Annotated in this window: 16 protein-coding genes; 9 read left to right on the top strand and 7 right to left on the bottom strand. The window is 71.8% G+C overall.

What is annotated here, in order from left to right:
* Nucleotides 1-12: 12 nt before the first annotated feature.
* Nucleotides 13-1,593, bottom strand: coding sequence for an asparagine synthase-related protein (locus VF289_RS04740; protein ID WP_330881619.1), 1,581 nt, complete (start codon nt 1,591-1,593; stop codon nt 13-15).
* A gap of 87 nt (nt 1,594-1,680) precedes the next feature.
* On the opposite strand from VF289_RS04740, the gene VF289_RS04735 reads away from it, so the two are divergent.
* The gene (locus tag VF289_RS04735; RefSeq protein ID WP_330881617.1) at nt 1,681-3,117 is read left to right on the top strand and encodes a lipopolysaccharide biosynthesis protein; all 1,437 of its coding nucleotides are present in this window, start codon (nt 1,681-1,683) and stop codon (nt 3,115-3,117) included.
* Nucleotides 3,114-5,360: a glycosyltransferase gene (locus tag VF289_RS04730; protein ID WP_330881614.1), complete on the top strand. Its 2,247-nt coding sequence runs from the start codon at nt 3,114-3,116 to the stop codon at nt 5,358-5,360. The genes VF289_RS04735 and VF289_RS04730 overlap by 4 nt, the downstream gene beginning before the upstream one ends.
* 21 nt (nt 5,361-5,381) lie before the next feature.
* Here VF289_RS04730 and VF289_RS04725 read toward each other — a convergent pair whose 3' ends face one another.
* Complete coding sequence (locus VF289_RS04725; protein ID WP_330881612.1) at nt 5,382-6,434, bottom strand: hypothetical protein; 1,053 nt, start codon at nt 6,432-6,434, stop codon at nt 5,382-5,384.
* Between the two features lie 193 nt (nt 6,435-6,627).
* On the opposite strand from VF289_RS04725, the gene VF289_RS04720 reads away from it, so the two are divergent.
* Complete coding sequence (locus VF289_RS04720; RefSeq protein WP_330881610.1) at nt 6,628-8,775, top strand: DUF6541 family protein; 2,148 nt, start codon at nt 6,628-6,630, stop codon at nt 8,773-8,775.
* 39 nt (nt 8,776-8,814) lie between these two features.
* Here the strand turns inward: VF289_RS04720 and VF289_RS04715 are convergent, their stop codons facing one another.
* Entirely contained in the window at nt 8,815-9,957 is a 1,143-nt protein-coding gene (locus VF289_RS04715; protein WP_330881608.1) for a hypothetical protein, read from the bottom strand.
* 141 nt (nt 9,958-10,098) lie between these two features.
* Here VF289_RS04715 and wecB point away from each other — a divergent pair, with 141 nt between their 5' ends.
* Together wecB and VF289_RS04705 are read left to right on the top strand one after the other, a co-directional pair.
* Nucleotides 10,099-11,163 carry a non-hydrolyzing UDP-N-acetylglucosamine 2-epimerase gene (wecB, locus tag VF289_RS04710; protein WP_330881606.1) on the top strand — a complete coding sequence of 355 codons (1,065 nt, stop codon included), beginning with the start codon at nt 10,099-10,101 and terminating at the stop codon, nt 11,161-11,163.
* Nucleotides 11,164-11,225: 62 nt separating this feature from the next.
* Complete coding sequence (locus tag VF289_RS04705) at nt 11,226-12,368, top strand: glycosyltransferase (protein WP_330881604.1); 1,143 nt, start codon at nt 11,226-11,228, stop codon at nt 12,366-12,368.
* A 96-nt stretch (nt 12,369-12,464) separates the two neighbouring features.
* Here the strand turns inward: VF289_RS04705 and VF289_RS04700 are convergent, their stop codons facing one another.
* Genes VF289_RS04700 through VF289_RS04690 form a run of 3 tightly spaced genes read right to left on the bottom strand, consistent with a single transcriptional unit; the run spans nt 12,465 to nt 16,178 of the window.
* Nucleotides 12,465-14,429, bottom strand: coding sequence for a DUF6541 family protein (locus tag VF289_RS04700; protein WP_330881602.1), 1,965 nt, complete (start codon nt 14,427-14,429; stop codon nt 12,465-12,467).
* Nucleotides 14,429-14,848, bottom strand: coding sequence for a DUF2304 domain-containing protein (locus VF289_RS04695; protein ID WP_330881600.1), 420 nt, complete (start codon nt 14,846-14,848; stop codon nt 14,429-14,431). Before VF289_RS04695 ends, VF289_RS04700 begins: the two co-directional genes overlap by 1 nt.
* A gap of 4 nt (nt 14,849-14,852) precedes the next feature.
* Nucleotides 14,853-16,178, bottom strand: a complete 1,326-nt coding sequence (locus VF289_RS04690; protein ID WP_330881598.1) for a nucleotide sugar dehydrogenase — start codon at nt 16,176-16,178, stop codon at nt 14,853-14,855.
* A 165-nt stretch (nt 16,179-16,343) separates the two neighbouring features.
* On the opposite strand from VF289_RS04690, the gene VF289_RS04685 reads away from it, so the two are divergent.
* The gene (locus VF289_RS04685) at nt 16,344-17,063 is read left to right on the top strand and encodes a glycosyltransferase family 2 protein (RefSeq protein ID WP_330881596.1); all 720 of its coding nucleotides are present in this window, start codon (nt 16,344-16,346) and stop codon (nt 17,061-17,063) included.
* 50 nt (nt 17,064-17,113) lie between these two features.
* Here VF289_RS04685 and VF289_RS04680 read toward each other — a convergent pair whose 3' ends face one another.
* The gene (locus VF289_RS04680; protein ID WP_330881594.1) at nt 17,114-18,367 is read right to left on the bottom strand and encodes an LCP family protein; all 1,254 of its coding nucleotides are present in this window, start codon (nt 18,365-18,367) and stop codon (nt 17,114-17,116) included.
* A 272-nt stretch (nt 18,368-18,639) separates the two neighbouring features.
* Here VF289_RS04680 and VF289_RS04675 point away from each other — a divergent pair, with 272 nt between their 5' ends.
* From VF289_RS04675 to VF289_RS04665, 3 genes are all read left to right on the top strand, one after another.
* The gene (locus VF289_RS04675) at nt 18,640-19,647 is read left to right on the top strand and encodes a glycosyltransferase (protein ID WP_330881592.1); all 1,008 of its coding nucleotides are present in this window, start codon (nt 18,640-18,642) and stop codon (nt 19,645-19,647) included.
* Nucleotides 19,644-20,543: a glycosyltransferase gene (locus tag VF289_RS04670; protein ID WP_330881590.1), complete on the top strand. Its 900-nt coding sequence runs from the start codon at nt 19,644-19,646 to the stop codon at nt 20,541-20,543. Before VF289_RS04675 ends, VF289_RS04670 begins: the two co-directional genes overlap by 4 nt.
* Before the next feature lie 112 nt (nt 20,544-20,655).
* The coding region (locus tag VF289_RS04665; RefSeq protein ID WP_330881588.1) for a UDP-galactopyranose/dTDP-fucopyranose mutase family protein at nt 20,656-21,598 on the top strand (943 nt) is incomplete at its 3' end.

The raw sequence follows: 21,598 nt of genomic DNA, 5'->3' as shown, positions 1-21,598 counted from the left end.
CCGCGGCGGAAGTCAGTCCTCCGGCGAGGTGAACAGGCTGCTGCCGGGCACCCACCGGTCGGCCAGGAACAGCTCGGCGAACTCCCCGACGGGCGTCATCCCGAGCGCGGTCCGGGCCGCGATCCGGCGCCTGGTCGCCCCGGTGATCAGCGCGTCGAAGCCCAGCGGATGATCGACCACCGCACGCACCGTCCGCAGCCGCGAGCGCAGCTGGGGCAGGCCGGTGGCCCGGGCCGTCGTCGCCGCCGTGCGCCGGGCGAGGGAGCGCTCGTTCGAGCGGGGGGCCCGCGTCGGGGCCGGCTCCCCGCTGACAGAGGAGTAGAGCTGCTCGGTCATCGCCCGGTACCACTCCCGGGAGGCGATCGCCTCCTCAGGAGCCGCCTCGTAGACCTCCCACACGGCGAGCTCGTGCATCGGCAGCGCCCACTCCAGCCCGACATGCTCATAGCCCCGCATCGAGTTCAGGATGTACTTCGCCTGTCGCTCCCGCTGCCAGAACCAGCGCACCGCATCCATGGTGTCCCGGCGCTCGCCGCTCAGGGACACCTCGGTGAAGAAGTCCTGCAGGGCGCGGACCACCGAGGGGAGGCGGACCGCCCGGGCGGAGCGTGAGCGCAGCGAGAAGTGCCAGGGGCGCAGGGCGTCGACGACGCCGGCCGGGGTCACCGCGCGGCCGTGTCGAAGCGGCTCGTCCTTGGCGGAGCTGACCACCGTGTGACCGGGGATCACGATGCTGCCCGGCGGCAGGGTGCCGTCCTCGGTGAGGGATCGGATCGCGTACCAGTCCTGGATATGAGGGAGGGAGGCACCGCCCGAGGCCTCGCGCAGGAAGGAGGCGGTGGAGGGGTCCGTCCAGGCGCGTCGCAGCTGGTCCGGGGTGTGCGTCACCTGCGTCCAGGGCAGCCCCAGGCTCTCGGCGATGCGGGCGGAGGCCTGCGCCTCGGCGTTTCCGGGTAGCCCGTAGGTGAAGGTCTGCACGTGCGGATACCCGTCCCGGGCCAGCAGTGCGGCCAGCAGGCGGGAGTCGAGCCCGGCGGAGAGCGGCAGGGCGATCATGCGCCCGTCGGCCCGGTCGTAGAGCCGGACCATCTGGGCGTCGAGGGCGGCGGCGAAAGCCCGGGTGAAGGCGTCGGTGTCCGCGAACTCGGGTGCGCGCAGCCGCAGCCGACGTTCGAGACGGGAGCGCACCTCTCCGGTGCGTCGATCGATGCGCACCGTCGTCCCGGCGGGCACCTGGCGGACCCCGTGCAGAACGCTGCGGTCACCGAGCACGAACCCGGTGTGCAGGAACTCCGCCGCCGCAGCGCTGTCCAGAGAGCGCCCTCCCAGGGCGTCCGCGACGGCGAAGGCGTCCTCGCCCACGTGCACGTGATCACCGCGGACCGCGTAGAACAGGGGCCAGGAGCGCAGGTGGTCCGTGAGCAGCTGGATCTCGGACTCGGTGCTGAGAACTGCGGAGAACAGCGCCCCGCTGCCGCGCAGCGACTCCGCCGTCAGCGTGGAGGGGAGCACGGCGCCCGGTGCGGTGCGCAGATGCTGCCCCCGCTGCTGCGCATCCCACCGTGTACTAAGATGCGGGACGACGGTCAGCATGGGCTCCTCGTGGTCGGCACGCCGCGGCGCGAGCCGGCCCGACCCGCACGGTCATCGTACTCACACCGATCGCGAGGTGGTCCGGAGTTGGACTCCTCCACCGGGATCCGCGGCCGGATTCAGAAGCTCGTCACGAAGTACCCCACGCTGCGCCATGTCATGGTGCTGCTGACGGGCACCGCCCTGGCCCAGATCGTCGTGATGGGCGTCTCGGTCCTCACCGCCCGCCTCTTCACCCCCGAGGCCTTCGGACAGTTCGCCGTCTTCGGCTCGCTCACCGCCATCGCCACCACCATCGCCTCGCTGCGCCTGGACATGACGATCATGCTCCCGGAGGACGACGACGAGGCCCGACGCATCGCGCGGATCGCCACCGTCAGCAACCTCGTCGTCGCCGGGCTGTTCACCCTCGCCGCGATCGTGCTGCGCGACCTCGTGATCTCCCAGTACGGGGATCCCGAACTGGCGTCCTGGCTGGTGCTGGGCGGCTTCACGGTGTTCTTCGTCGCGCAGGCCACGATGATGCAGTTCTGGTTCAACCGCCGCACGGACTACCGGACCATCTCCGTGAACCGCGTCCAGCAGGCGATCGGCTCCGCCGGCGGGCAGCTCGGATTCGGCCTGCTCGGGCTGCGCACCCTGCCCGGACTGATCTTCGGCACCCTCATCGGCCAGGCCTTCGCCTTCGTGAACCTGCGGCTGCGCGCGAAGGACCTGTTCCGCCCGCTGCCGGAGGGGACCACCAGCGGGCTGGAGCTGGTCCGGCGATACAAGAAGATGCCGCTGCTGAACATGCCCACCGCCCTGGTGGACTCGCTGCGGATCAACGGGATCACGCTGCTGATCGGCACCGTGGCACTGGGCGCCGTGGGCCAGTTCAACCTGGCCTGGCGCATGCTGCAGGTGCCGATCGGCCTCATCAACAGCGCGATCTCCCAGGTGTTCTTCCAGAAGCTCGCCCGGGTGCGGCCGGGGGAGATGTTCCCGCTGGTGCGCGCCACCATCATCCGGTCGCTGCTGATCGCGATCGTCCCCTTCGGGCTGATCTACCTGGTCTCGCCCTGGATGTTCCTGCTCGTCTTCGGCCAGCAGTGGGATCTCGCCGGGGAGTTCGCGCGCGCGCTCACGCCGTGGCTGGCGATGCAGCTGGTCACCTCGCCGATCTCGACCGTCTTCGTGGTGACGGACAAGCAGCAGTGGATGCTCGCCTTCTCGATCGTGTTCTGCGCGGCGCCGCTGTCGCTGCTCTACTTCTCGCCGTTGCCGCTGCTGGAGACGGTGTTCTGGCTCGGCCTGCTGATGGCGGGCATGCTGATGCTCATGCTGGTGATGTCGCTGCTCGCGGCGCGCGGTTACGATCGCAGGCGGCCGACGGCGACGGAGAACCCGGATCAGGACCCCGACTCCGACCCCGGCACCGACCCCGGCCGGAGCCCCGGCATCGATCCGGATCCCGGCACTGATCCGGGCGCCGGCACCATCCCCGGACAGACCCCGCCGAGCGCACCAGGAGGTCGTGCATGAGAGTCCTCGTCGTCCCGTCCTGGTACCCGAGCTCGCAGGAGCCGCTGAACGGCTCCTTCTTCCGCGAGCAGGCTGCGATGGTGGCCGGTGCCGGGCATGAGGTGGTCCTCCTGGTGCCGAGGCTCGTCCCGCTGCCCCGGTGGCGCGGGACCGATCCCGGCCTCGAGCACGACGGCGATCTCACCGTGCTGCGGATCGCTCTTCCCGCACTGCCCCGTCCGCTCCAGCGCGTCGAACAGCGCCTGATGGGGCACCTCGCCGAGCAGGCGTACCGCGCGGCGCTGCCCGAGCTGCCGGACGTCCTCCACGCGCACTCGGTGATGCCGGGTCTGCTCATCGCCCAGGACCTCGCCGTGCGCTGGGGACGCGGAGTCGTCCTCACCGAGCACCGCCCCTCGAGCCTGGAGGCTCCCCGCTCCGCCGCGCGGCAGGCGCACCTCCTCCACGCCCTGGCCGAGGCGGCCGTGGTCGCGACCGTGAGCGAGCCCTTCGCCGAGGCGATCGGCGAGCACTACGCCGTCGCCCGCCCCGAGGTGATCCCGCTCCCGGTGCCCGAACGCTTCTTCTCCGCCGAGTTCACCACCGGGAGCGACGGGCAGGACGCCGCCGGCGCGTACACCTTCCTGCACGTCTCCAACCTGGTGCGCAACAAGCGGGCCGAGGAGACGATCGAGGCCTTCGCCCGCGCGGCGGAACAGGTCCCGGCGCGGCTGGTGATCGCCGGGGGCACCGCAGAGCGTGCGGAGCGGCTGCGGGATCTGGCCGTGCGGCTCGGGATCCAGGACCGCGTCGAGGTGCTGGGCAGGGTGGAGCGCGAGCAGCTCCCCGCGCAGATGGCGCGCTGTCACTGCCTGGTGCTCGCCAGCGCGGTCGAGGCCGGGGGCACCGTGCTCGGAGAGGCCAGGGCCGCCGGGCTCTCGGTCATCGCGACGGCGACCTGGGCGGGCAGGGCCTGGGTCGATCCCGACGGCGGGACCGTGGTGCCGATCGACGACACCGAGGCTCTCGCCTCGGCGATGACCACCATGGCCGGCGAGCGGAGGGCGACGGACCCGGGGCATCGGGAGACGCTCCGCGAGCGCGCACGCGGGATCTTCTCGAGCGATGCCTTCCTCACCCGCCAGGTGGAGGCCTACCACCGGGCCGTCGCGGGGGAGGACCGCCCGCGGATGCTCTTCCACGCCCCGTTCCCGACCGATCCCCGGCCTCGCAGCGCCAGCCGGCTGCGGCCTCTGCGCATGCTGGAGGCGTTCGCGGAGATCGGGTACCGCGTCCATCCCGTCCTGGGCGCCCCCCGCCAGCGGGCGGTCGCCTTCCGGACTGCTCGCCGACGACGCCGGGCCGGCCAGCGGTTCGCGCTGCTGTACTCGGAGAACTCCACCCAGCCGAACCTCCTGGCGACCAGCATCCGCGGTGCCGCGGCACCGTTCCTGGAGGCGCGGATCCTGCACTGGGCGCGGCGTCACGGAATCCCTGCCGGGGAGTTCTATCGCGACGTGTACTGGCGCTTCTCGACCTCGCTGCGCGCCGTCCGCACCCCCCGGGCGGCGGTGATGAACCTGCTGTACCGCCTGGACCTCGCGGCCCTGCGGCGGGCCCGCGTGCACCTCTTCCTGCCCTCGGAGCGGATGGCCCCGATCGTCCCCGTCCCGGAGGAGTCCAGCAGCGCCCTGCCCCCGGGAGCCACGGTGGTCGTGTCTCCCACTCCTCCGGGCCTGCACCTGCTGTACGTGGGAGGGATGGGTGCCGAGTACGGCTTGGACGCCTGCCTCGAGGCGGTCGCGATGACCCCGGCCGCAACGCTCACCCTGTGCGTGCCCCGGGAGCAGTGGGAGCGTCAGCGCTCCCGCTACGCGCAGCACCTCGGGGAGCGGATCCGTGTGGTGCACGGCTCGGGCCCGGAGCTCGAGCCGCTCTACGCCGCCGCCTCGGCCTGCGTGCTGTTCGTGGAGCCCGGGGAGTACCGCACCTTCGCGGCTCCGGTGAAGTTCTTCGAGTACCTCGGCCACGGCAAGCCGGTGCTCCTCAGCCGCGGCACCTACGCGGGAGAGCTCGGGGAGCGGCTCGGCATCGGCCCGGTCATCGAGTACTCGGCCCAGGCGCTGCGACAGGAGCTGGAGGACCTGCACGCGCATCCGGAGCGCCTGGCCCGCTACGCGGAGTCCGCGCGCCGGGTGCGACACGACCAGACCTGGGCGGCGCGAGCCCGGCAGGCGGCCGACCGCCTCCTCGCAGGCCGCTGAGCCCGCAGGCGCTGGGCTCGCTCACCAGCCGCTGTCGCGGTACCCGGTGAGCACCTCGGCCAGTGCGGCCCGTGCGGAGTGGTGCTCCTGGATCCAGGACCGGGTGCGCCGGTGCGTCGGGGAGTCGAGCTCCTCCCGGACCAGATCCACGAGGTCGTCGGCCCCGGCGCTCATCCCCAGATCCACTCCGCCGACCACCGGCGGCACCACGAGCGAGGGATGGCCGCCGTCGTACCAGCGGGGATCCAGCGGCGCCACCAGCGGGACGTCCGCCGCGAGGGCGTCGAGCTCCGAGGCGCCGAGGACCCCCGAGAGCTGGCCGATGCACAGCCGCGCCGCCGCCAGCGCCGCCAGGAACTCGGCATGCGGCAGGCGTCCCACCAGCTGCACCCCGGCGGCCGCGGCCTGTGGCGCGAGCGGGCCCCAGTCGAGGCCCACGACCACGGGATCCGACGCTCCGGACAGTGCCCGGGTCAGCGCCTGGGCGATCTCGATCTGGCGCTCCCCACCCTTGACGTCCTGCCACCGTGAGGCGAAGAAGAGGTACTCCCGATCTCCCACCAGCTCGCGCAGTGCAGGCGGCGGCGCGGTGACCGCACCGTCCGCGGCCGCCCTCGGCAGGGAGACCGGGACCGGCACCAGACGGGCGTCCTCCCGCAGCGGCGCGACGTGCTCCTTCAGATCCGGGGTGGAGTAGAAGACGGCCTGCGCCGCCCGGACGGTGCTGTGCACCAGCTCCCGGTGCCGGTCCTCGTACTGCGCGGTGCGGATGTCCGTCCCATGCAGATGCAGGGCGAAGCTCCGGCCGAAGGCCCATCCCGCATGGCGCCTGGCGAGGACGCTGTGCACGTGCACCCCGCGTGTCCGCGCCCGGGCCAGGGCCAGCTCCGCCTCCCAGCGCAGGCCGCGAGCCGCCTTCGTCGCGACCGCCGCGACGCCTGACCCAGGAGGCGCGACGGCCAGGGGGAGCACCCTCCAGTCCCGACCCGTCACGGCCGCGGCGCTGCTCAGCAGAGTCGCCGTGCGGGCGGGATCGCTGAGGTGCAGGATGCTGGGATAGTCAGGAGCGGACATCGCAGGACAGCTCTCCTTCTCACGGTGCGCGGACGCGGTGGCGCCGACCACGCCCAGGGTAACGGGACGACAACGGAGGATCCGGGGGACGGGCATCAAGACGGCCCGACATCGCAGAACGCTTAGTCTGACCACCGGGACGACGCGACCTCGGGCACCGACCTCGGTGCCCCGTTTCATGGGAGGGCAGTGCATGGAGCACCTCCAGGCCTGGATGACGACCGCTCCGCTCCTGCTCGCCCTGCTCGCGATCCTCTATCTGCCCGGCATGCTCCTCCTGCGGCTGGCGGACGTCCGCTGGAGCCTCGCGCTCGGGGTCGCCCCGGCCGTCACCTGCGGGCTGGTGGGGGTGGGCGGCATCGCCCTGGACCTCCTGCGCATCCCGTGGGGGATCTGGTCGTTCCTCGCCGTGCTCGGCGCCGCCGCAGCCCTGGTGGTGGTGTACCGGAGGGTCCTGCACCGCAACGGCCAGGCGGGCCGCGCGCTCGGGGGGCAGGTGTCCGGTCCGCTGTGGACCCCTCGACGTCGGGCGGTCGCGGCCGCCGCCGTGCTGGTGGCGGTGCTGCTGCATTGGATCCCGGTGCTCCTGGTCGTCGACCCGTACGTGCCCAGCGCGCTCACGGACCCGATGTTCCACTACAACGGCGTCAACGCCGTGATGAACACCGGGAACGCCTCGATGTTCGGGGCGATGAACTGGAACTACGGCCTGCGCGTGCTCGAGGTGACCTATCCCGCCGTCTGGCATGCGATCGCCTCCCTGGTCGCCGCCCCCGGGACGGTCGTGGAGACGGCCCATGTCCTCAGCTACCTCGTCACCCCCGTGATCTTCCTGCTGGGAATGGCGTCCCTCGGGGCGGAGGTCTTCCCGCGCCGTCGGCTGATGATCGTGCTGACCCCGCTGGTCGCCGCCGGCTTCGTGGCCTTCCCCGACTACATGTCCGTGGGCAAGAGCTTCTGGCCCAACGCCCTGGCCCTGGCGCTCTTCCCCGGCGTGCTCGCGATGGGCGCCGCCATGGTGTTCGACCTCGCACGCGGCCGACTGGCCCGGAACTGGGTGCGCTACACCGGCAGCATCCTCCTCCTGCTCGCCGCGATGGCGGGGCTGATGCTCGCCCACCCCACCTTCCTCTTCACCGCGCTGTGGGTGTGCGCCCCGGGCGTCGTGGTGATGGCGGTGAGGCTGGTGCGACGACTGTGGAGGATATGGCCACGGACCCGCTTCGTGGTGGCCGCGCTGCTGTCGAGCGCGCTCGCGACCGGCGTGCTCGTCGTCGTGCTCTCCCACCCCCAGGTGCAGGCGGCGATGTCCCGGCCGGTGATCGGGGAGTGGAGCGGCTTCCTCCCGCGGCTGACCAGCACGCTGATGCTCTGGCCGACGACTCCGGACCCGCTCGTGCTCACGCTGCTGGCACTGTTCTACGGGAGCGTCACCGTGCTCGGCATCGCGGTGGCCACCTGCACCCGCCGCTCGCGCTGGGTGCTCGCGGCATGGCTGATGCAGACCCTGCTGATCCTCGGGGTCTACTTCCCGATTCCGGTCCTCTCGAGCATCTCGGGAATTTGGTACTCCGACGTCTACCGACTGTTCGCGATCCAGATCGTGTTCCTCGCGCTGCTGCTGCCGACGGCGCTGTCGCTGCTGTGGACGCGTGCCGGGGACGGGGACGACGAGGACGCGGTGACCTGGCCGTCCCCGCTGCGCCCGCTGCAGCGCCTCGCGGGCAGCCCACTCCTGCGGGGCGGGGTCGTGCTGTTCCTGATCGCGCATCTCGGGCTGGGCACGTTCCTGTCCTGGCAGTCCGCCTACGCCCCGGCGGCCCCGGCGGTCGGGGAGCGGGCGATCCTCGGCTCGCCGGAGGAGCTCGCGCTGCTCGAGGACCTCGACGAGCTGGTCCCGGAGGGGGCCGTGGTGCTCGGGGACTCCCTCAGCGGGATCGGCTACGCGCCCGCCCTCAGCGATGTGGACTCGGTCTTCACCCAGGTCACGACGCGCTCCCTGGACCAGGACGGGAACTTCCTCGGCGAGCACTTCGCGGACATCCACGAGGATCCCCAGGTGTGCGAGGTCCTGCGCCACTACGGGATCATGTACTACTACGAGGACGACCCGATGCGGTACGAGGGCGAGCTGCGGGACGGGGGGCTGCCGGGGCTGTACGGGGTCGACACCTCCACCGGGTTCACCGAGGTGGCCTCGGCCGGGGAGGCGACCCTGTGGCGCATCGACGCCTGCGGGGAGATCGAGCCCCGCGAGGACTGGTGGGACCAGGACTGGCGCGGCACCCCGATCACCGGCGGCACCGACAGCCCCGACGGCACCGAGGGCACCGACGACTAGGGACCGTGCGGACGGGGGACCGGGACGGACGAGCAGGGCTCAGGCTGTGAGGAGCGTCCCCAGGATGTCGCGGGCCACCTGCGCGTCGGCCTCGAACGAGAGCTCGCGCGCGGCCTGCCGGGCGTGCTGCTTCCAGCCCCGGACGTCCTCCGTCGTGATGTCGCGCAACGAGGCGGTGAGCGTCTCCTGCTGGAAGTCCTCGGCCACCACGCCCAGCCCGTGCCGCACGGTGAGGTCGGCCATCTCCGGGGACGGTCCCACGGCGATCCCGAGCCGTGCCTGGACGTAGTCGAAGTACTTGTTGGGCAGGGTCAGGCGACCGTTGGTGTGCACCGGCGGCAGCCAGAAGACGCCGAGGTCGTAGGCGTTCAGGGTGTCCGGGAGCGACATCGGCGGCACCGGCGCCAGGAAGCGGATCCGCCCGTCGGCCGGGGCGCGCTCCATGAGGCTGTCGAGGTACTTCCCGCCGTCGTTGGCCGGGACCAGGTAGAGGTCCAGGCTGAAGCGCTCCGGCAGTGCGCTGACGACGTCGATGGTCAGCTCGAGGTTCCGGCCCTGGACGGCCGCACCGGAGTGGACCAGGCGCACCGCCTCCTCGGCCACCTCGCCGACGGGCAGGTCGCGGTACGGGGAGGAGTTGCGCATCGTGCGCGCCTCGACGCCGTAGCGGCTGCGGTAGAGCTCGCCGATCCGGTCACCCACCGTGGTGACCGCCGCGCATCGGGGGAGGTACTCGCGGCAGAGGTGGTCCATCAGCGGCGCCACCAGCAGCCGCCACGACAGGATGTGGGTGCGCTCCTCGGGCGCCCACTCGTGCATGTCGGCCCAGATCGGTGCGCCGTCCGCGATCCGGTCGGCGAGGGCCAGGATGCGGGCCTCGTTCGCGACGACGACATCGAACCGTCGGCCGGAAAGGGCCTCGAGCACCCAGCGCACGGCCGGGGCGGAGAGCTCCGCCGCCCGCAGCCGCCGCAGGCCGAGCTGCAGCACCCCCAGCGGGGTCTGCGGGAGGGTGCTCAGCCCCTCCGGGACCTCGATGTGCTCGTCGGAGCCCTCGGGGGCGGGCCCGTACCCGACCGTCGTGACACGCCCGAACTCGGCAACCACCGAGAGCTGGCGGAGCACCCTCGCATCACGATGGATGGGGGAGAGGCTGATCACGAGCAGGGACGGTGCAGGCACGGCGCCCACTATACGAGCCCGCCGGGTACGGGAGCCCGCCGGGTGGGAGCGCGGGCGGGGAGCGCGCGCCGGAGCGCCGGGGCGTTCCGGGTCTCCGTACACTGCGGGAGAGCCGTGGCCCCCGTGGAGGAGAAGACCCGCATGAAGATCCTGTCCGTCGTGGGCGCGCGCCCGCAGTTCGTCAAGCTCGCCGCGATCGCGGACGCCGCCGCGCAGCGGGAGGACGTCGAGCACGTCATCGTCCACACCGGCCAGCACTACGACGCCGCGATGAGCGATGTCTTCTTCGCCGACCTCCGCATCCCCGCCCCGGACGTGAACCTCTCCGTCGGCTCCGGCTCCCACGGCCGCCAGACCGGCGCGATGCTCGCCGGGATGGACGAGGTCCTCGAGGAGCACCGCCCCGACTGGACCCTCGTCTACGGCGACACCAACTCCACCCTCGCCGGCACCCTGTCCGCGGTGAAGATGCACCTCAAGGTCGCCCACCTCGAAGCCGGGCTCCGCTCCTTCAACCGCCGCATGCCCGAGGAGCACAACCGCGTGGTCACCGACCACGCCGCCGACCTGCTCCTGGCCCCCACCGAGGTCGCCCGCGGCCACCTCACGGCCGAGGGCCTGGCCGAGCGGACCCTGGTCACCGGTGACGTGATGACCGACGTGTGCCTGCGCGTGGCCGCCTCCGTCCAGGACACCCCCGTCACCCTCCCGGACGGCATCGACCCCACCGGTGCGTACGCCGTGGCGACCATCCACCGCGCCGACAACACCGACGATCCCGACACGCTCCGCGGGATCATCACCTCGCTCCAGGCACTCGAGATGCCGCTGGCCCTGTTCGCCCATCCCCGCCTGGTCGCCAAGGCGAAGGACGCCGGGATCACCCTGGCCGGCGGCGCGGTCCACGTCGGCGAGCCCGTCGCCTACCCCGAGCTCGTGGGCGCCGTCCAGCACGCGGCAGCGGTCGTCACCGACTCCGGCGGCCTGCAGAAGGAGGCCTACCTGCTGGGCACGCCGTGCTCCACGCTCCGCACCGAGACCGAATGGGTCGAGACCCTCGAGAACGACTGGAACCGCCTCGTCATCGACCCGGCCGACCTCACCGCCGCCGTCACCCGCCCCCGCCCCACCGCGGACCGCCCCGCCCACTACGGCGACGGGAACGCCGCGCTCCGCAGCGTCGACGCCCTCCGCGAGCGCGCCTGATGCGCGCCGCCTCGTCCTCCCGGACCCCGCGCCGGAGAGGCGCGACGCGTCCGCCGCACGTCGTGCTCGCCACCCGCCTGTACGCCCCGGAGCCGGTCGCCGCGGCCTTCCGCCTGGAGGCGCTGGTCATGGCGCTCGAGCGCGCGGGCGCCAAGGTGACGGTGCTGACCACGAAGGTCCCCGGGGCCGGGACCGTCCGCTCCCGGCAGCGCCGCGTCTCCCGCTGGCCGGTCAAGCGCGACTCCCAGGGGCAGGTGCGCGGCTACGCCTCGTACCTCAGCTTCGACCTCCCGCTCGCGCTGCGCCTGATGCTCCAGCGACCGATGGACGCCCTGGTGATCGAGCCGCCGCCCACCACGGGACTGGTCGGGATGATCGCCGCCGCGCTGCGGCGCGTGCCGTACACCTTCTACGCCGCGGACGTATGGTCCGATGCGACCGACAGCGTCGAGGGCGTTCCTCCCTGGGTGCGCCGGGCGGTGCGCCGGGCGGAGACCACCGTCTGGACCCGCGCCGCGCAGGTGCTGACCATCTCACCTGGAGTGCAGCATCGGCTGGAGGAGCTGATCGGTCGGCGGGACTCCCTGGTGATGGTGGGCAACGGCATCGACACCGAGACGTTCACCGATGTGGGCACGGACGGCGGCGAGCAGGGGCCCTACTTCGTCTACGCGGGCACCGTGTCCGAATGGCAGGGAGCGGAGGTGTTCGTCGAGGCGTTCGCTGCCGTGCGGGCCCGACATCCGCAGGCTCGCCTGCTGTTCTTCTCCGAGGGGTCCGGGCGCGAGGCGCTCGAGGCCCGGATGCGTGCCGAGGGCATCGAGGGCATCGAGTTCCGGGACAAGATCCCGGCCGCCGACGTCGCGGCGCACCTGCGCGGAGCGGTCGCCGGGCTCTCCTCGATCACGCCCGGTCAGGGCTACGAGTTCGCCCTGCCCACGAAGATCTATGCGGCCACCGCGACCGGAACCCCGGTGATCCATGCCGGTCAGGGCGCGGCGCACGAGCGCATCCGAGCCAATGACCTGGGCTGGGCGTGCGACTACGACGCTCAACGGGTCGCCGAGGCGATGGACGAGGCGCTGCGCGGAGAGAACCGGCCCGCAGCCGGCGCCCTCCGGCAGTGGACGCTGGAGAACGCCTCGCTCGCCGGGTGCGCCGCGCAGGGAGCCGCGGCGATCCTGGAGGACCTCATCCCCGAGTGAGCGGGTCGAGATCCGCGCCCCGGGGCAGTCCTCTGCTCCGGTGTCGACCGTTCCGGTATCGGCTGTCCTGGTGGCGCCCGGCCCGGTGGCGTCGCCTCAGTCGACCTCGCAGTCGACCTCGATGAGCCGCGAGTGCGGGGTCTCGAACAGCACCGTTCCCAGGTCAGCGTCGGCCATCTCGATCGGGGAGTAGCGGGTGTCCCACTGATAGGGGGACCGCTCCTGATAGATGTACTTCACGTGCGCCGAACGGAGCACCTGGCAGGCCTCGGGCGAGGTCGCCGCCTCCGGCACTGCGGCGACCACCTCCTCGTCGGTGCCCTTGAAGGACATCCCCGCCACCGGGAAGCGCACATTCATGCCGTGCAGGGCGTACATGTGCGAGGCACCGGAGAACGGGCTGGCCAGCAGCACATAGCGGTGATCCATCTGCTCGGCGACCGCGGCGAAGGCCTCCTGCTCGTCCGGCTGCAGGAATCGGCCGCGACCGGGATAGTCGGCGGCGAGGTTCTTCGACGCGTTCTCGTACCGCACCGGCACCGAGGTGCCGGCCATCAGCACAGCGGCCGCGACCAGGACGGCGGTGACCGGGCGGAGACCCCACCGTGAGGAGCGCACGGCCCGCACCAGCAGCTGCAGCCCGGGGACGATCAGCAGCACGCTCAGCAGGGCGAGCGGCATCGCCAGGCGGTCCTGACCGCGATAGAAGAGCACGGAGAGGTCCAGCGCGGAGTCGACCCCGGCATCGAGGTAGAGCACGGCCAGGACCACCCAGGCGATCGCCACCCATCGCTGCGGGGTGCGGACGGTGCGCACCAGCCCGGGCCACCAGAGAGCAGCCATCGCCACCCCGAGCGCCATCGGCCAGACGGTCCACAGCCCCAGCACGATCTCGCCCAGGGCGGTCCACCACGGCACCACGAGACCGCCGGAGAAGTTCGTGACCGTGGCACCCAGAGGGGTCCAGGTGAGGGCCGCGGGGGGCAGCAGGGCCAGCACCGGGACGGCTGCGAGCAGCGGCCGTGACCGCCAGTGCGGGGCCCCGGTGACGGCCGTCAGCACGCAGAGCAGGATGAGCAGCGTGACGGCGACGTTGGGCTGCAGCAGCGCGAGTCCGAGCAGCACCGCCATCAGCACCCCCACGACGGCCAGCAGCTGACGGCGCGTGGCGTCGCCGGCGAGCACGACGCGCCACATCAGCAGCAGGCCGGTCAGCGTCCCCGGGATCATCGCCATCCCCGTGAGGTTCGGGATGGGGGAGAGGTGGATCCATTCGTTCAGGGGCGCCGCCGGCGCCAGCGCGGCACCGAGCGCCCCCGCAGCACCCGCCCACCGCACTCCGGGCCACAGCACATGGGCCAGGGCCGCCGTGCCCAGCACCCAGGGCACCACGGCGAGGGCCAGGGTGGTGCCGTTGAGGATCGCTGGGATCGAGCCCGCCGGCATCAGCGCCGCCAGGTCGTGGAATGCGGCCGGGTAGAACACGGGTTCGCCCACCGTGTTCGAGAGGATCCCCAGCGTGCGGGAGGAGCCGTCACCGGTGGCGCGGATCCGGGCGAGGGCGCTGAGGTGGTAGAGGGTGTCCCAGCGCTCGAGCACGGCATCGGGCCGTCGCATCGCCACCAGGATCGGAGCGAGGGCGACGGCGAGCGCGAGCCCCACGGCCCAGGGCCCCCACCGTGCCACCTGTGCGGCGTCGCCGCGCGGGGGGTCGAGGTCGCTGAGCAGGGGGCCGGTGTCGCGGTGCGGGGGATCGCCGGCGCGGCGCACGGCGGGAGCCCGGAGGGAGATCGCGGGCAGCCGGACCCCGCACCGGGCGAGCAGCCAGGCCGCTGCGAGCAGCATCACCGCGCAGCCCAGGAAGGTGCCCAGATGCCACGGCAGTCCCGCCATCTCCGCGCCGATGGCGCCGGTGCCGGCCACTGCGGCCGCCAGAGGGGGAGCCAGCAGCAGGGCGGGCCCCCGACCGCTGCCGAGAACACGCAGAGCCGCCGCGGTGGGGAGGTGGACGACGAGCAGGGCGAGCAGCGCCGCGAGGACGAAGGTGAGCCAGGTGCCCATCATCCGTTCCGGGGCAGCTCTCGCTCACGGAACTGTGCAGGCTGCTCCGCCTCGTCCAGGGCCAGCCGTCTCGCGAGGTAGGTCGTGCGCTTCTCGGCGGCCTTGGTGCGCGCCTCCTGCAGGGCGAGGAAGCCGAGCAGCACGAGGACCGTCATGTAGAGCAGCAGATCCGCGCCACGCCCCACGCCGACCAGGTTCGCGATCCTGCTCAGCGAGCCGGGGAAGAGGACCGTGAACACGGCGAAGACGGCGAACGCGATGACCAGCAGCCGACGCACTGCGAGCTGCTTCGCACCGCGCGTGATGAAGAGCCAGGCGACGATCGCCACGATCCCGGCCACCAGCAGCAGCTGGATGATAAACGTGCGGTTCCCGACGAGGGTGGGGCCCAGACCGAGGATCAGCTCCTGCTCACCCATCGGCTCAGCCCTCCTGCGCCTGCTGGTGGGTGGAGGTGGAGCCGTCTCCGAGGACGAGGCGGGGCGTGCCCGTCCAGTTCTCCGCGGTGGTGATGTTCCGTCCGTCCACGACCAGCGTCACCCCGGGCACATCGTTGCTGCCGAGCTCGGCGTACTCGGGATGGTTGGTCTGGACGATCACCAGCTCCGCCGGCTCGCCCAGGTGGTACGGCGCCCAGCCGAAGCCCTCGATCTCGGCATCGTCGTAGTACGTGTCATGCACGGCGACCTCCGCACCCTGCGCCCGCAGCGCCTCCACCACGGGGAACACGCCGGAGAACGCGGTCTCCTTCACCCCGGTCCGATACGAGGCGCCGAGGACCACGGCCTTCACGCCCTGCAGGGAGCCGAGCAGGTTCGCGGCCCGGTCCACGAGCTTCGCCGGGACCGACGCGTTCAGCGTCCGCGCCGTGCGGACCGTCTCGGCCTGCTGATCGGTCGAGAGATACAGCCGCGGATAGACGGGGATGCAATGCCCGCCCACCGCGATCCCGGGCTGATGGATGTGGGAATAGGGCTGGGAGTTGCTGGCTTCGATGACCTTGTACACGTCGATGCCGTTGTCCTGCGCGAACAGCGCGAACTCGTTGGCGAGTCCGATGTTCACATCCCGGTACGTGGTCTCCGCCAGCTTCGCCAGCTCCGACGCCTCGGGCGAGCCCAGATCCCACACCCCGTTGGGGCGCGGCAGATCGGGCCGCTCATCGAAGCTGAGAGCGGACTCGTAGAACTCCCGCGCCCGCTGCGTGCCCGCAGGCGTCAGAGCACCGATCAGCTTGGGATACTTCCGCAGGTCCTCGAACACGCGACCGGTCAGCACCCGCTCCGGCGAGAACACCGCGAAGAAGTCCTCCGACTCCGTCAGCCCCGAGATCTGCTCGATCATCGGCACGAACCGGGTGCGCAGCGTCCCCACCGGCAGGGTCGTCTCGTAGGAGACCAGGGTGTCGGGGGTGAGGTGCTCGGCCAGGGAACGGGTCGCGGCGTCCATCCACGCGAAGTCCGGCTCCCACGTCGCGTCGTTCACGAACAGCGGCACCACGATCACCACCGCATCCGCGCCCGGGATCGCCTCGGCATAGTCCGTGGTCGCGCGCAGCCGCCCGGCCGGGACCAGCTCGGAGAGCTTCTCCTGCAGATGCGCCTCGCCGGGGAACGGCTCGATCGCCTGGTTGATCAGCTCCACCTGGCGCGGGTTCACATCCACGCCGACCACCTCGTGGCCGGCATCGGCGAACTGCACCGCCAGCGGCAGCCCGATCTTCCCCAGAGCGACAACAGCAGTCTTCACGGTGATCCTCCTCGGGGCACCCCGCAGGTGCCGCATGCGCGTCGATGACCACCAGGGGCGGCCCACCGTGACAGGGTAGCCTCATCGACGGTTCCGGAGCCTGCACCCCGCGCCGTCCCGCCGTCGGCGTCCTCACCTCCGCCCGGCAGTCCTGAAGGAGAATCCGTGAGCACGTCCGACGCAGCGAACGACGAGCCCGCCGCGCCCGCCTCACCCGGTGCCGACACCACCTGGTTCGTGGTCCCGCTGTTCAACGAGGGCCAGGTCGTCGGCGACGTCATCCGTGACCTGCGCACCCGCTACCCTCTGGTCGTCTGCGTCGATGACGGCAGCGCGGACGACTCCGGACGGATCGCGGCGGAGGCCGGGGCCGCCGTGGTGCGCCACCCCTACAACATGGGCCAGGGCGCGGCGCTGAAGACCGGTATCGACTACGCGCTCCGCGACCCTCACATGGAGCAGGTCGTCACCTTCGACTCCGACGGCCAGCACCAGGTGGACGACGCCGCGGCGATGATCGCCAAGCGGCACGCGGAGGGCGTCGACATCGTGCTGGGCTCCCGCTTCCTGGACTCCCGCACCAGACCCGGCCTGTTCAAGCGGATCGTGCTGCGCGGCGCCATCTGGTACACGAACCTCACCACCGGGGTGCGCCTCACCGATGCCCACAACGGGCTGCGTGTGCTGGGGCGGGAGGTGTGCGCGACGATGGCCATCGAGCAGAACCGGATGGCGCACGCCTCCGAGATCGTGGAGGAGATCGGCCGGCACGGCTTCACGGTCGCCGAGCACCCGGTGCACATCCTCTACACCGACTACTCGCGAGCGAAGGGACAGCCGGTCCTGAACTCGGTGAACATCGTCATCGACATGCTCTTCCGCTGAGCAGGCACTCCCGGGAGGGCCTCAGCATCACTGCCGGACAGCCCGCGTGCTCACTCCTGCACGGGCTCCGCGGAGCCGTCACCGACCGACGCGAAGAACGCGGCGATGTCCTCGTCATCCGTGAGGATCGCGACGCCGGAGTTGTTGGTCTGGAACTCCGGATCCGCGATCGGGATGGAGAGGGTGCCCCCGGAGTTCATGGCACTGCGCGCTGTCAGGGCCATCCGGCCCACGTCGAGGATCCCGGTGCCCTCGCTCGTGGTCAGAGACCCTGAGCCGGCGCCGGCCAGACGCACCTGCGTGACCGGGTTCAGCAGCACCGAGGGGCTGGTCGCACGATCCATCAGGGCGCCGACGAACTGCTGCTGGCGGGCCTGGCGGCCGATGTCCGCCGTCGGGTCGAAGTAGCGGGCGCGCACGAAGGCGAGGGCCTGGTCGCCGCCCACGTCGTGACAGCCCTCGGTCATCAGCAATCCCGACTTCTCGTCATCGACGTCCTGGTCGATGCACAGGTTCACGTGCCCGATCGAATCCACGACGTCCGAGACCCCGTCGAAGCCGACCTCCACGTAGTGGTCCACGGTCAGGCCCGTGAACTCCTCGACCGTCTCGACCAGCAGGGGAGCCCCGCCGAAGGAGTAGGCGGCGTTGAGCTTGTACCCGCCGTACCCGGGCACGTCCACGAGGGTGTCGCGGGGCAGGGAGATCAGGTAGCTGTTCCCACCCGGGGCCTTGTGCAGGAGCATCATCGTGTCGGCCCGAGCACCCTCGGTGCCGTCATCGTCGACCACCGCGCCGCCGCGGCGGTCCGAGCCGGCGATCAGGTAGGTGGTCCCCGGGGTGTCCTCCGCCCCCGAGAGAGCGTCGACATGTTCGATGCGGCTGTCGGACCACAGCAGCAGGCCGGCGCCCCAGCCGAGCACGAGCACCAGCACCAGCGCCATCAGCGTGGCACCCAGACGGAGCGGTCGGGGCACCGTCGAGCGGCGCCGCGAGGTGCGGGGCGGCGCGGATCCGCCGGGCGGTGGGGTGCCGGGAGGAGTCCCACCGGCCTCGCCGCCGTACGCCGCTCCCGCCGGGACCGCGGAGCGGCCGCTCGCCGGGAAGGAGCCGTCGGCTGCAGAGGACGGGTCCACGCTCTGTGCCCGCGGCAGGGGACGGGTCGGTGCCGGGCCCGCCGGGGGAGCCCCGCGCCAGCCCGAGGCGGGAACCGGACGCGCGCTGCCGCCGGCGCGGGCCCGGTGGCCGCCAGGACGGCGGGGACCTCCGGCGCGCGGGGAGCGGGGCGGTGGCAGATCGCTCACAGCTGTCTCCTTCCCAGGGCGGGCGGTGCTGAGGTCAAGGGTCAGGGGTCGCGTGGGGGCGGGGGTGGGTCCCTCGTCGAGCACGCGGCGTCCGCAAGGGTAGCCCTCGCTCCGCCGGGCCCGTCGCCGCGGCACGGCATGTCGGGTCCCCCTGCAGGGAACCTCCCGAGAACCTTCACACCCTCGTCATGGCGGTGCCGGGATCTGCCGAGGGTGCTCCGTACACTGGGGAAGCGCCGCCCGTGCGGCACCGATCAGCAGCAGGAGGCGCAGTGACTCATCCCGCACCCACCGGCGACCGGACGCCGACCCCGAGCTCGGCCCACCCCGGAGCGCTCACGGAGCGCGTGGTGGCCGTGGTGGTCACCTACAACCGCGAGACCCTGCTGCGGGAGTGCCTGGACGGGCTCGCCGCCCAGGACCGACGCCCCGACGCCGTGGTGGTCATCGACAACTCCTCGACCGATGCGAGCGGGGTCGTCGCCGACGAGCACCCGCTGGGCGCGGATGTCGTGCACCTGCGCCGCAACGTGGGCGGGGCGGGCGGCTTCGCCGCCGGCATCGCACGGGCGCTCGTGCGGCACCAGGCCGACTGGGTCTGGGTGATGGACGACGACACCGTGCCGCGCCCCGGTGCGCTGCGCGCCCTGCTGGACTCGCTCGAGGCGTCCCCCGTGCGGCTCAGCGTGCTCAGCTCGCGCGCGGTCTGGACGGACGGCCGCGACCATCCGATGAACACCCAGCGCTCTCGTCTGGGGGCGAGCGCCCAGGAGAAGCGAGACGCCGCCCAGGCGGGCGGCCGCCCGATCCGCACGGCGAGCTACGTCTCGGCACTGCTGAACGGTCAGGACGTACGACGTCTGGGACTGCCGTGGGCCGACTACTTCATCTGGTCCGACGACTTCGAGCACACCGGGCGCCTGCTGCGCCACGGACGCGGGCTCCAGGTGGCGGCGTCGGTGGTCGAGCACCGGACCGTCACCTTCGGGAACGCCCAGTCCAGCCCGGGAGCCCGTTTCTACTACGACGTGCGCAACCGCCTCTGGGCCCTGCTGCGCACCACCTCCTTCACCCCGCTCGAGAAGGTCCTGCACGGCGGACGCACCGCGGTGGGATGGCTGCTGCTCCTGCTGCGCCACCGCAGCGGGCTGTTCGGCGTGGGGGTGCGCGGAGTGCTCGCCGCGCTGCGCCGCGGACCGCGGCCCTCCGCCGCCGTCCTCGCGGCCGACGGCGAGGTCGCCGCGGACATCCGCGCGGTCGAGAGGGTGGCGGGCCGTTGACGCCACCGCATCCCGCCTCCACCGCCGACGCGGGACCTGCCGGGACGGGCCCCGCCCCGTTCAGCGTGCTCATGCCGCTGTGGCGACGGGACCAGCCCGATCGGCTGGAGCTCGCGCTGCGCACGGCCACCCTGGAGCAGGAGCTCCGTCCGGATCTGCTGATCCTCACCGTGGACGGTCCGCTCCCGGTGCCGCTCGAGGAGGTCGTCCAGCGGGTCGAGCGCGGGGAGTTCGGCCCCGCGATGGTGCTGCGCCACGATGATCACCGCGGTGTCGCCCCAGCCCTCCAGGACGGCTTGGAGTCCAGTCCTCACGATCTGGTGGCCCGGGCGGATGCGGACGACATCTGCCGGCCCGAGCGGTTCGCCGTGCAGATCCCGCACATGGACGTCGCAGGACTGGATCTGCTGGGCTCCTCCATGCGCGAGTTCAGCGACCGGTTGCCGCCCGGGGATGGCCCTCTGCGCACCCGGCCGCTCGAGCACGAGGCGATCGCCCGCTATCTGCCCCACCACAGCCCCTTCCATCACCCGACGGTCGTGCTGCGGCGCTCGGTCGCGCTCGCCGTGGGCGGGTACCGTGACCTCCCGCTGCTGGAGGACTACTGGCTGTGGGAGCGCATGCTGCTCGGCGGCGCGCGCATGGGGAACCTCCCGCAGGTGCTCGTGGACTACCGCGTCGACGAGCAGCTGTTCGCCCGGCGCGGGGGATGGCGGCTGCTGACCAGTGATGTCCAGCTGCAGCGACGCATGCTGCTGGACCGGCTCAACACGCCCGGCGGATTCCTGCGCAACCTGGTCCTCCGTGCCGGGTACCGCCTGGCTCCGGGGTGGGTGCGCCGGATCGGCTACCGTCGCTTCGTGGAACGGGGCGGTGTGCCGGAAGCGCAGTCATGACCTCCGCCACACATCTGCTGGCACCGCGCTCTGTTGGTCTGGCGTTCACCTGCCGTGGATACTGTGAAATCACCTGTCGGCGGACCCTCCGCACGCATCGAAAGGACACTCTGTGTCGACTCCTGATCTCCTCATCGTCGGCTCCGGACTCTTCGGGCTGACCATCGCCGAGCGCGCGGTCGCCGAGCACGGTGCCAAGGTCACCATCATCGACCGACGGTCGCACGTGGGAGGCAATGCCTACTCAGAGGCCGATGAGCAGACCGGCATCGAGGTCCACAAGTACGGCGCCCACCTCTTCCACACCTCGAACGAGCGCGTGTGGGAGTACGTGAACCGGTTCACGGAGTTCACCGACTATCAGCACAAGGTGTACACGACCCATCGTGGCGAGGTGTACCCGATGCCGATCAACCTCGGCACCGTCAACCAGTTCTTCCGCGCGGCGCACACGCCCGACGAGGCACGGGCCCTCATCGCGGAGCAGGCGGGGGAGTTCGCGGGCAAGGACCCCGAGAACCTCAACGACAAGGGGATCTCGCTGATCGGTCGCCCGCTGTACGAGGCGTTCATCAAGAACTACACCGGCAAGCAGTGGCAGACGGATCCCAAGGACCTGCCCGCCTCGATCATCTCGCGGCTGCCGGTGCGCTACACGTACAACAACCGCTACTTCAACGACACCTACGAGGGGCTGCCGAAGGACGGCTACACCGCATGGCTCGAGCGGATGGCAGATCATCCGAACATCGAGGTGCAGCTGAACACCGACTACTTCGACACCACCCAGCCGCTGAACAAGGACGCCGTGCGCGGGAACATCCCCGTCGTCTACACCGGCCCGATGGACCGCTACTTCGATTTCGAGCTCGGGGAGCTGGGCTGGCGCACGATCGACCTGGAGACCGAGCACCTCGACGTCGGCGACTTCCAGGGCACCTCGGTGATGAACTACGCCGACTCCGAGACCCCGTACACCCGGATCATCGAGCCGCGCCACTTCCACCCCGAGCGCGACCACTACCCCACGGATCGCACGGTGATCCAGCGCGAGT

It is taken from the genome of Brachybacterium sp., from assembly GCF_036379615.1.
GTDB lineage: Bacteria > Actinomycetota > Actinomycetes > Actinomycetales > Dermabacteraceae > Brachybacterium.
The sequence above is the reverse complement of the archived record's forward strand: the minus strand, read 5'-3'. Positions and strand labels throughout refer to the sequence as shown.

Coding starts and splice junctions, on each gene's coding strand:
- VF289_RS04740 (WP_330881619.1), bottom strand. CDS start 1,593: ATGCTGACCGTCGTCCCGCATCTTAGTACACGGTGGGATGCGCAGCAG.
- VF289_RS04730 (WP_330881614.1), top strand. CDS start 3,114: ATGAGAGTCCTCGTCGTCCCGTCCTGGTACCCGAGCTCGCAGGAGCCG.
- VF289_RS04725 (WP_330881612.1), bottom strand. CDS start 6,434: ATGTCCGCTCCTGACTATCCCAGCATCCTGCACCTCAGCGATCCCGCC.
- VF289_RS04720 (WP_330881610.1), top strand. CDS start 6,628: ATGGAGCACCTCCAGGCCTGGATGACGACCGCTCCGCTCCTGCTCGCC.
- wecB (WP_330881606.1), top strand. CDS start 10,099: ATGAAGATCCTGTCCGTCGTGGGCGCGCGCCCGCAGTTCGTCAAGCTC.
- VF289_RS04700 (WP_330881602.1), bottom strand. CDS start 14,429: ATGGGCACCTGGCTCACCTTCGTCCTCGCGGCGCTGCTCGCCCTGCTC.
- VF289_RS04695 (WP_330881600.1), bottom strand. CDS start 14,848: ATGGGTGAGCAGGAGCTGATCCTCGGTCTGGGCCCCACCCTCGTCGGG.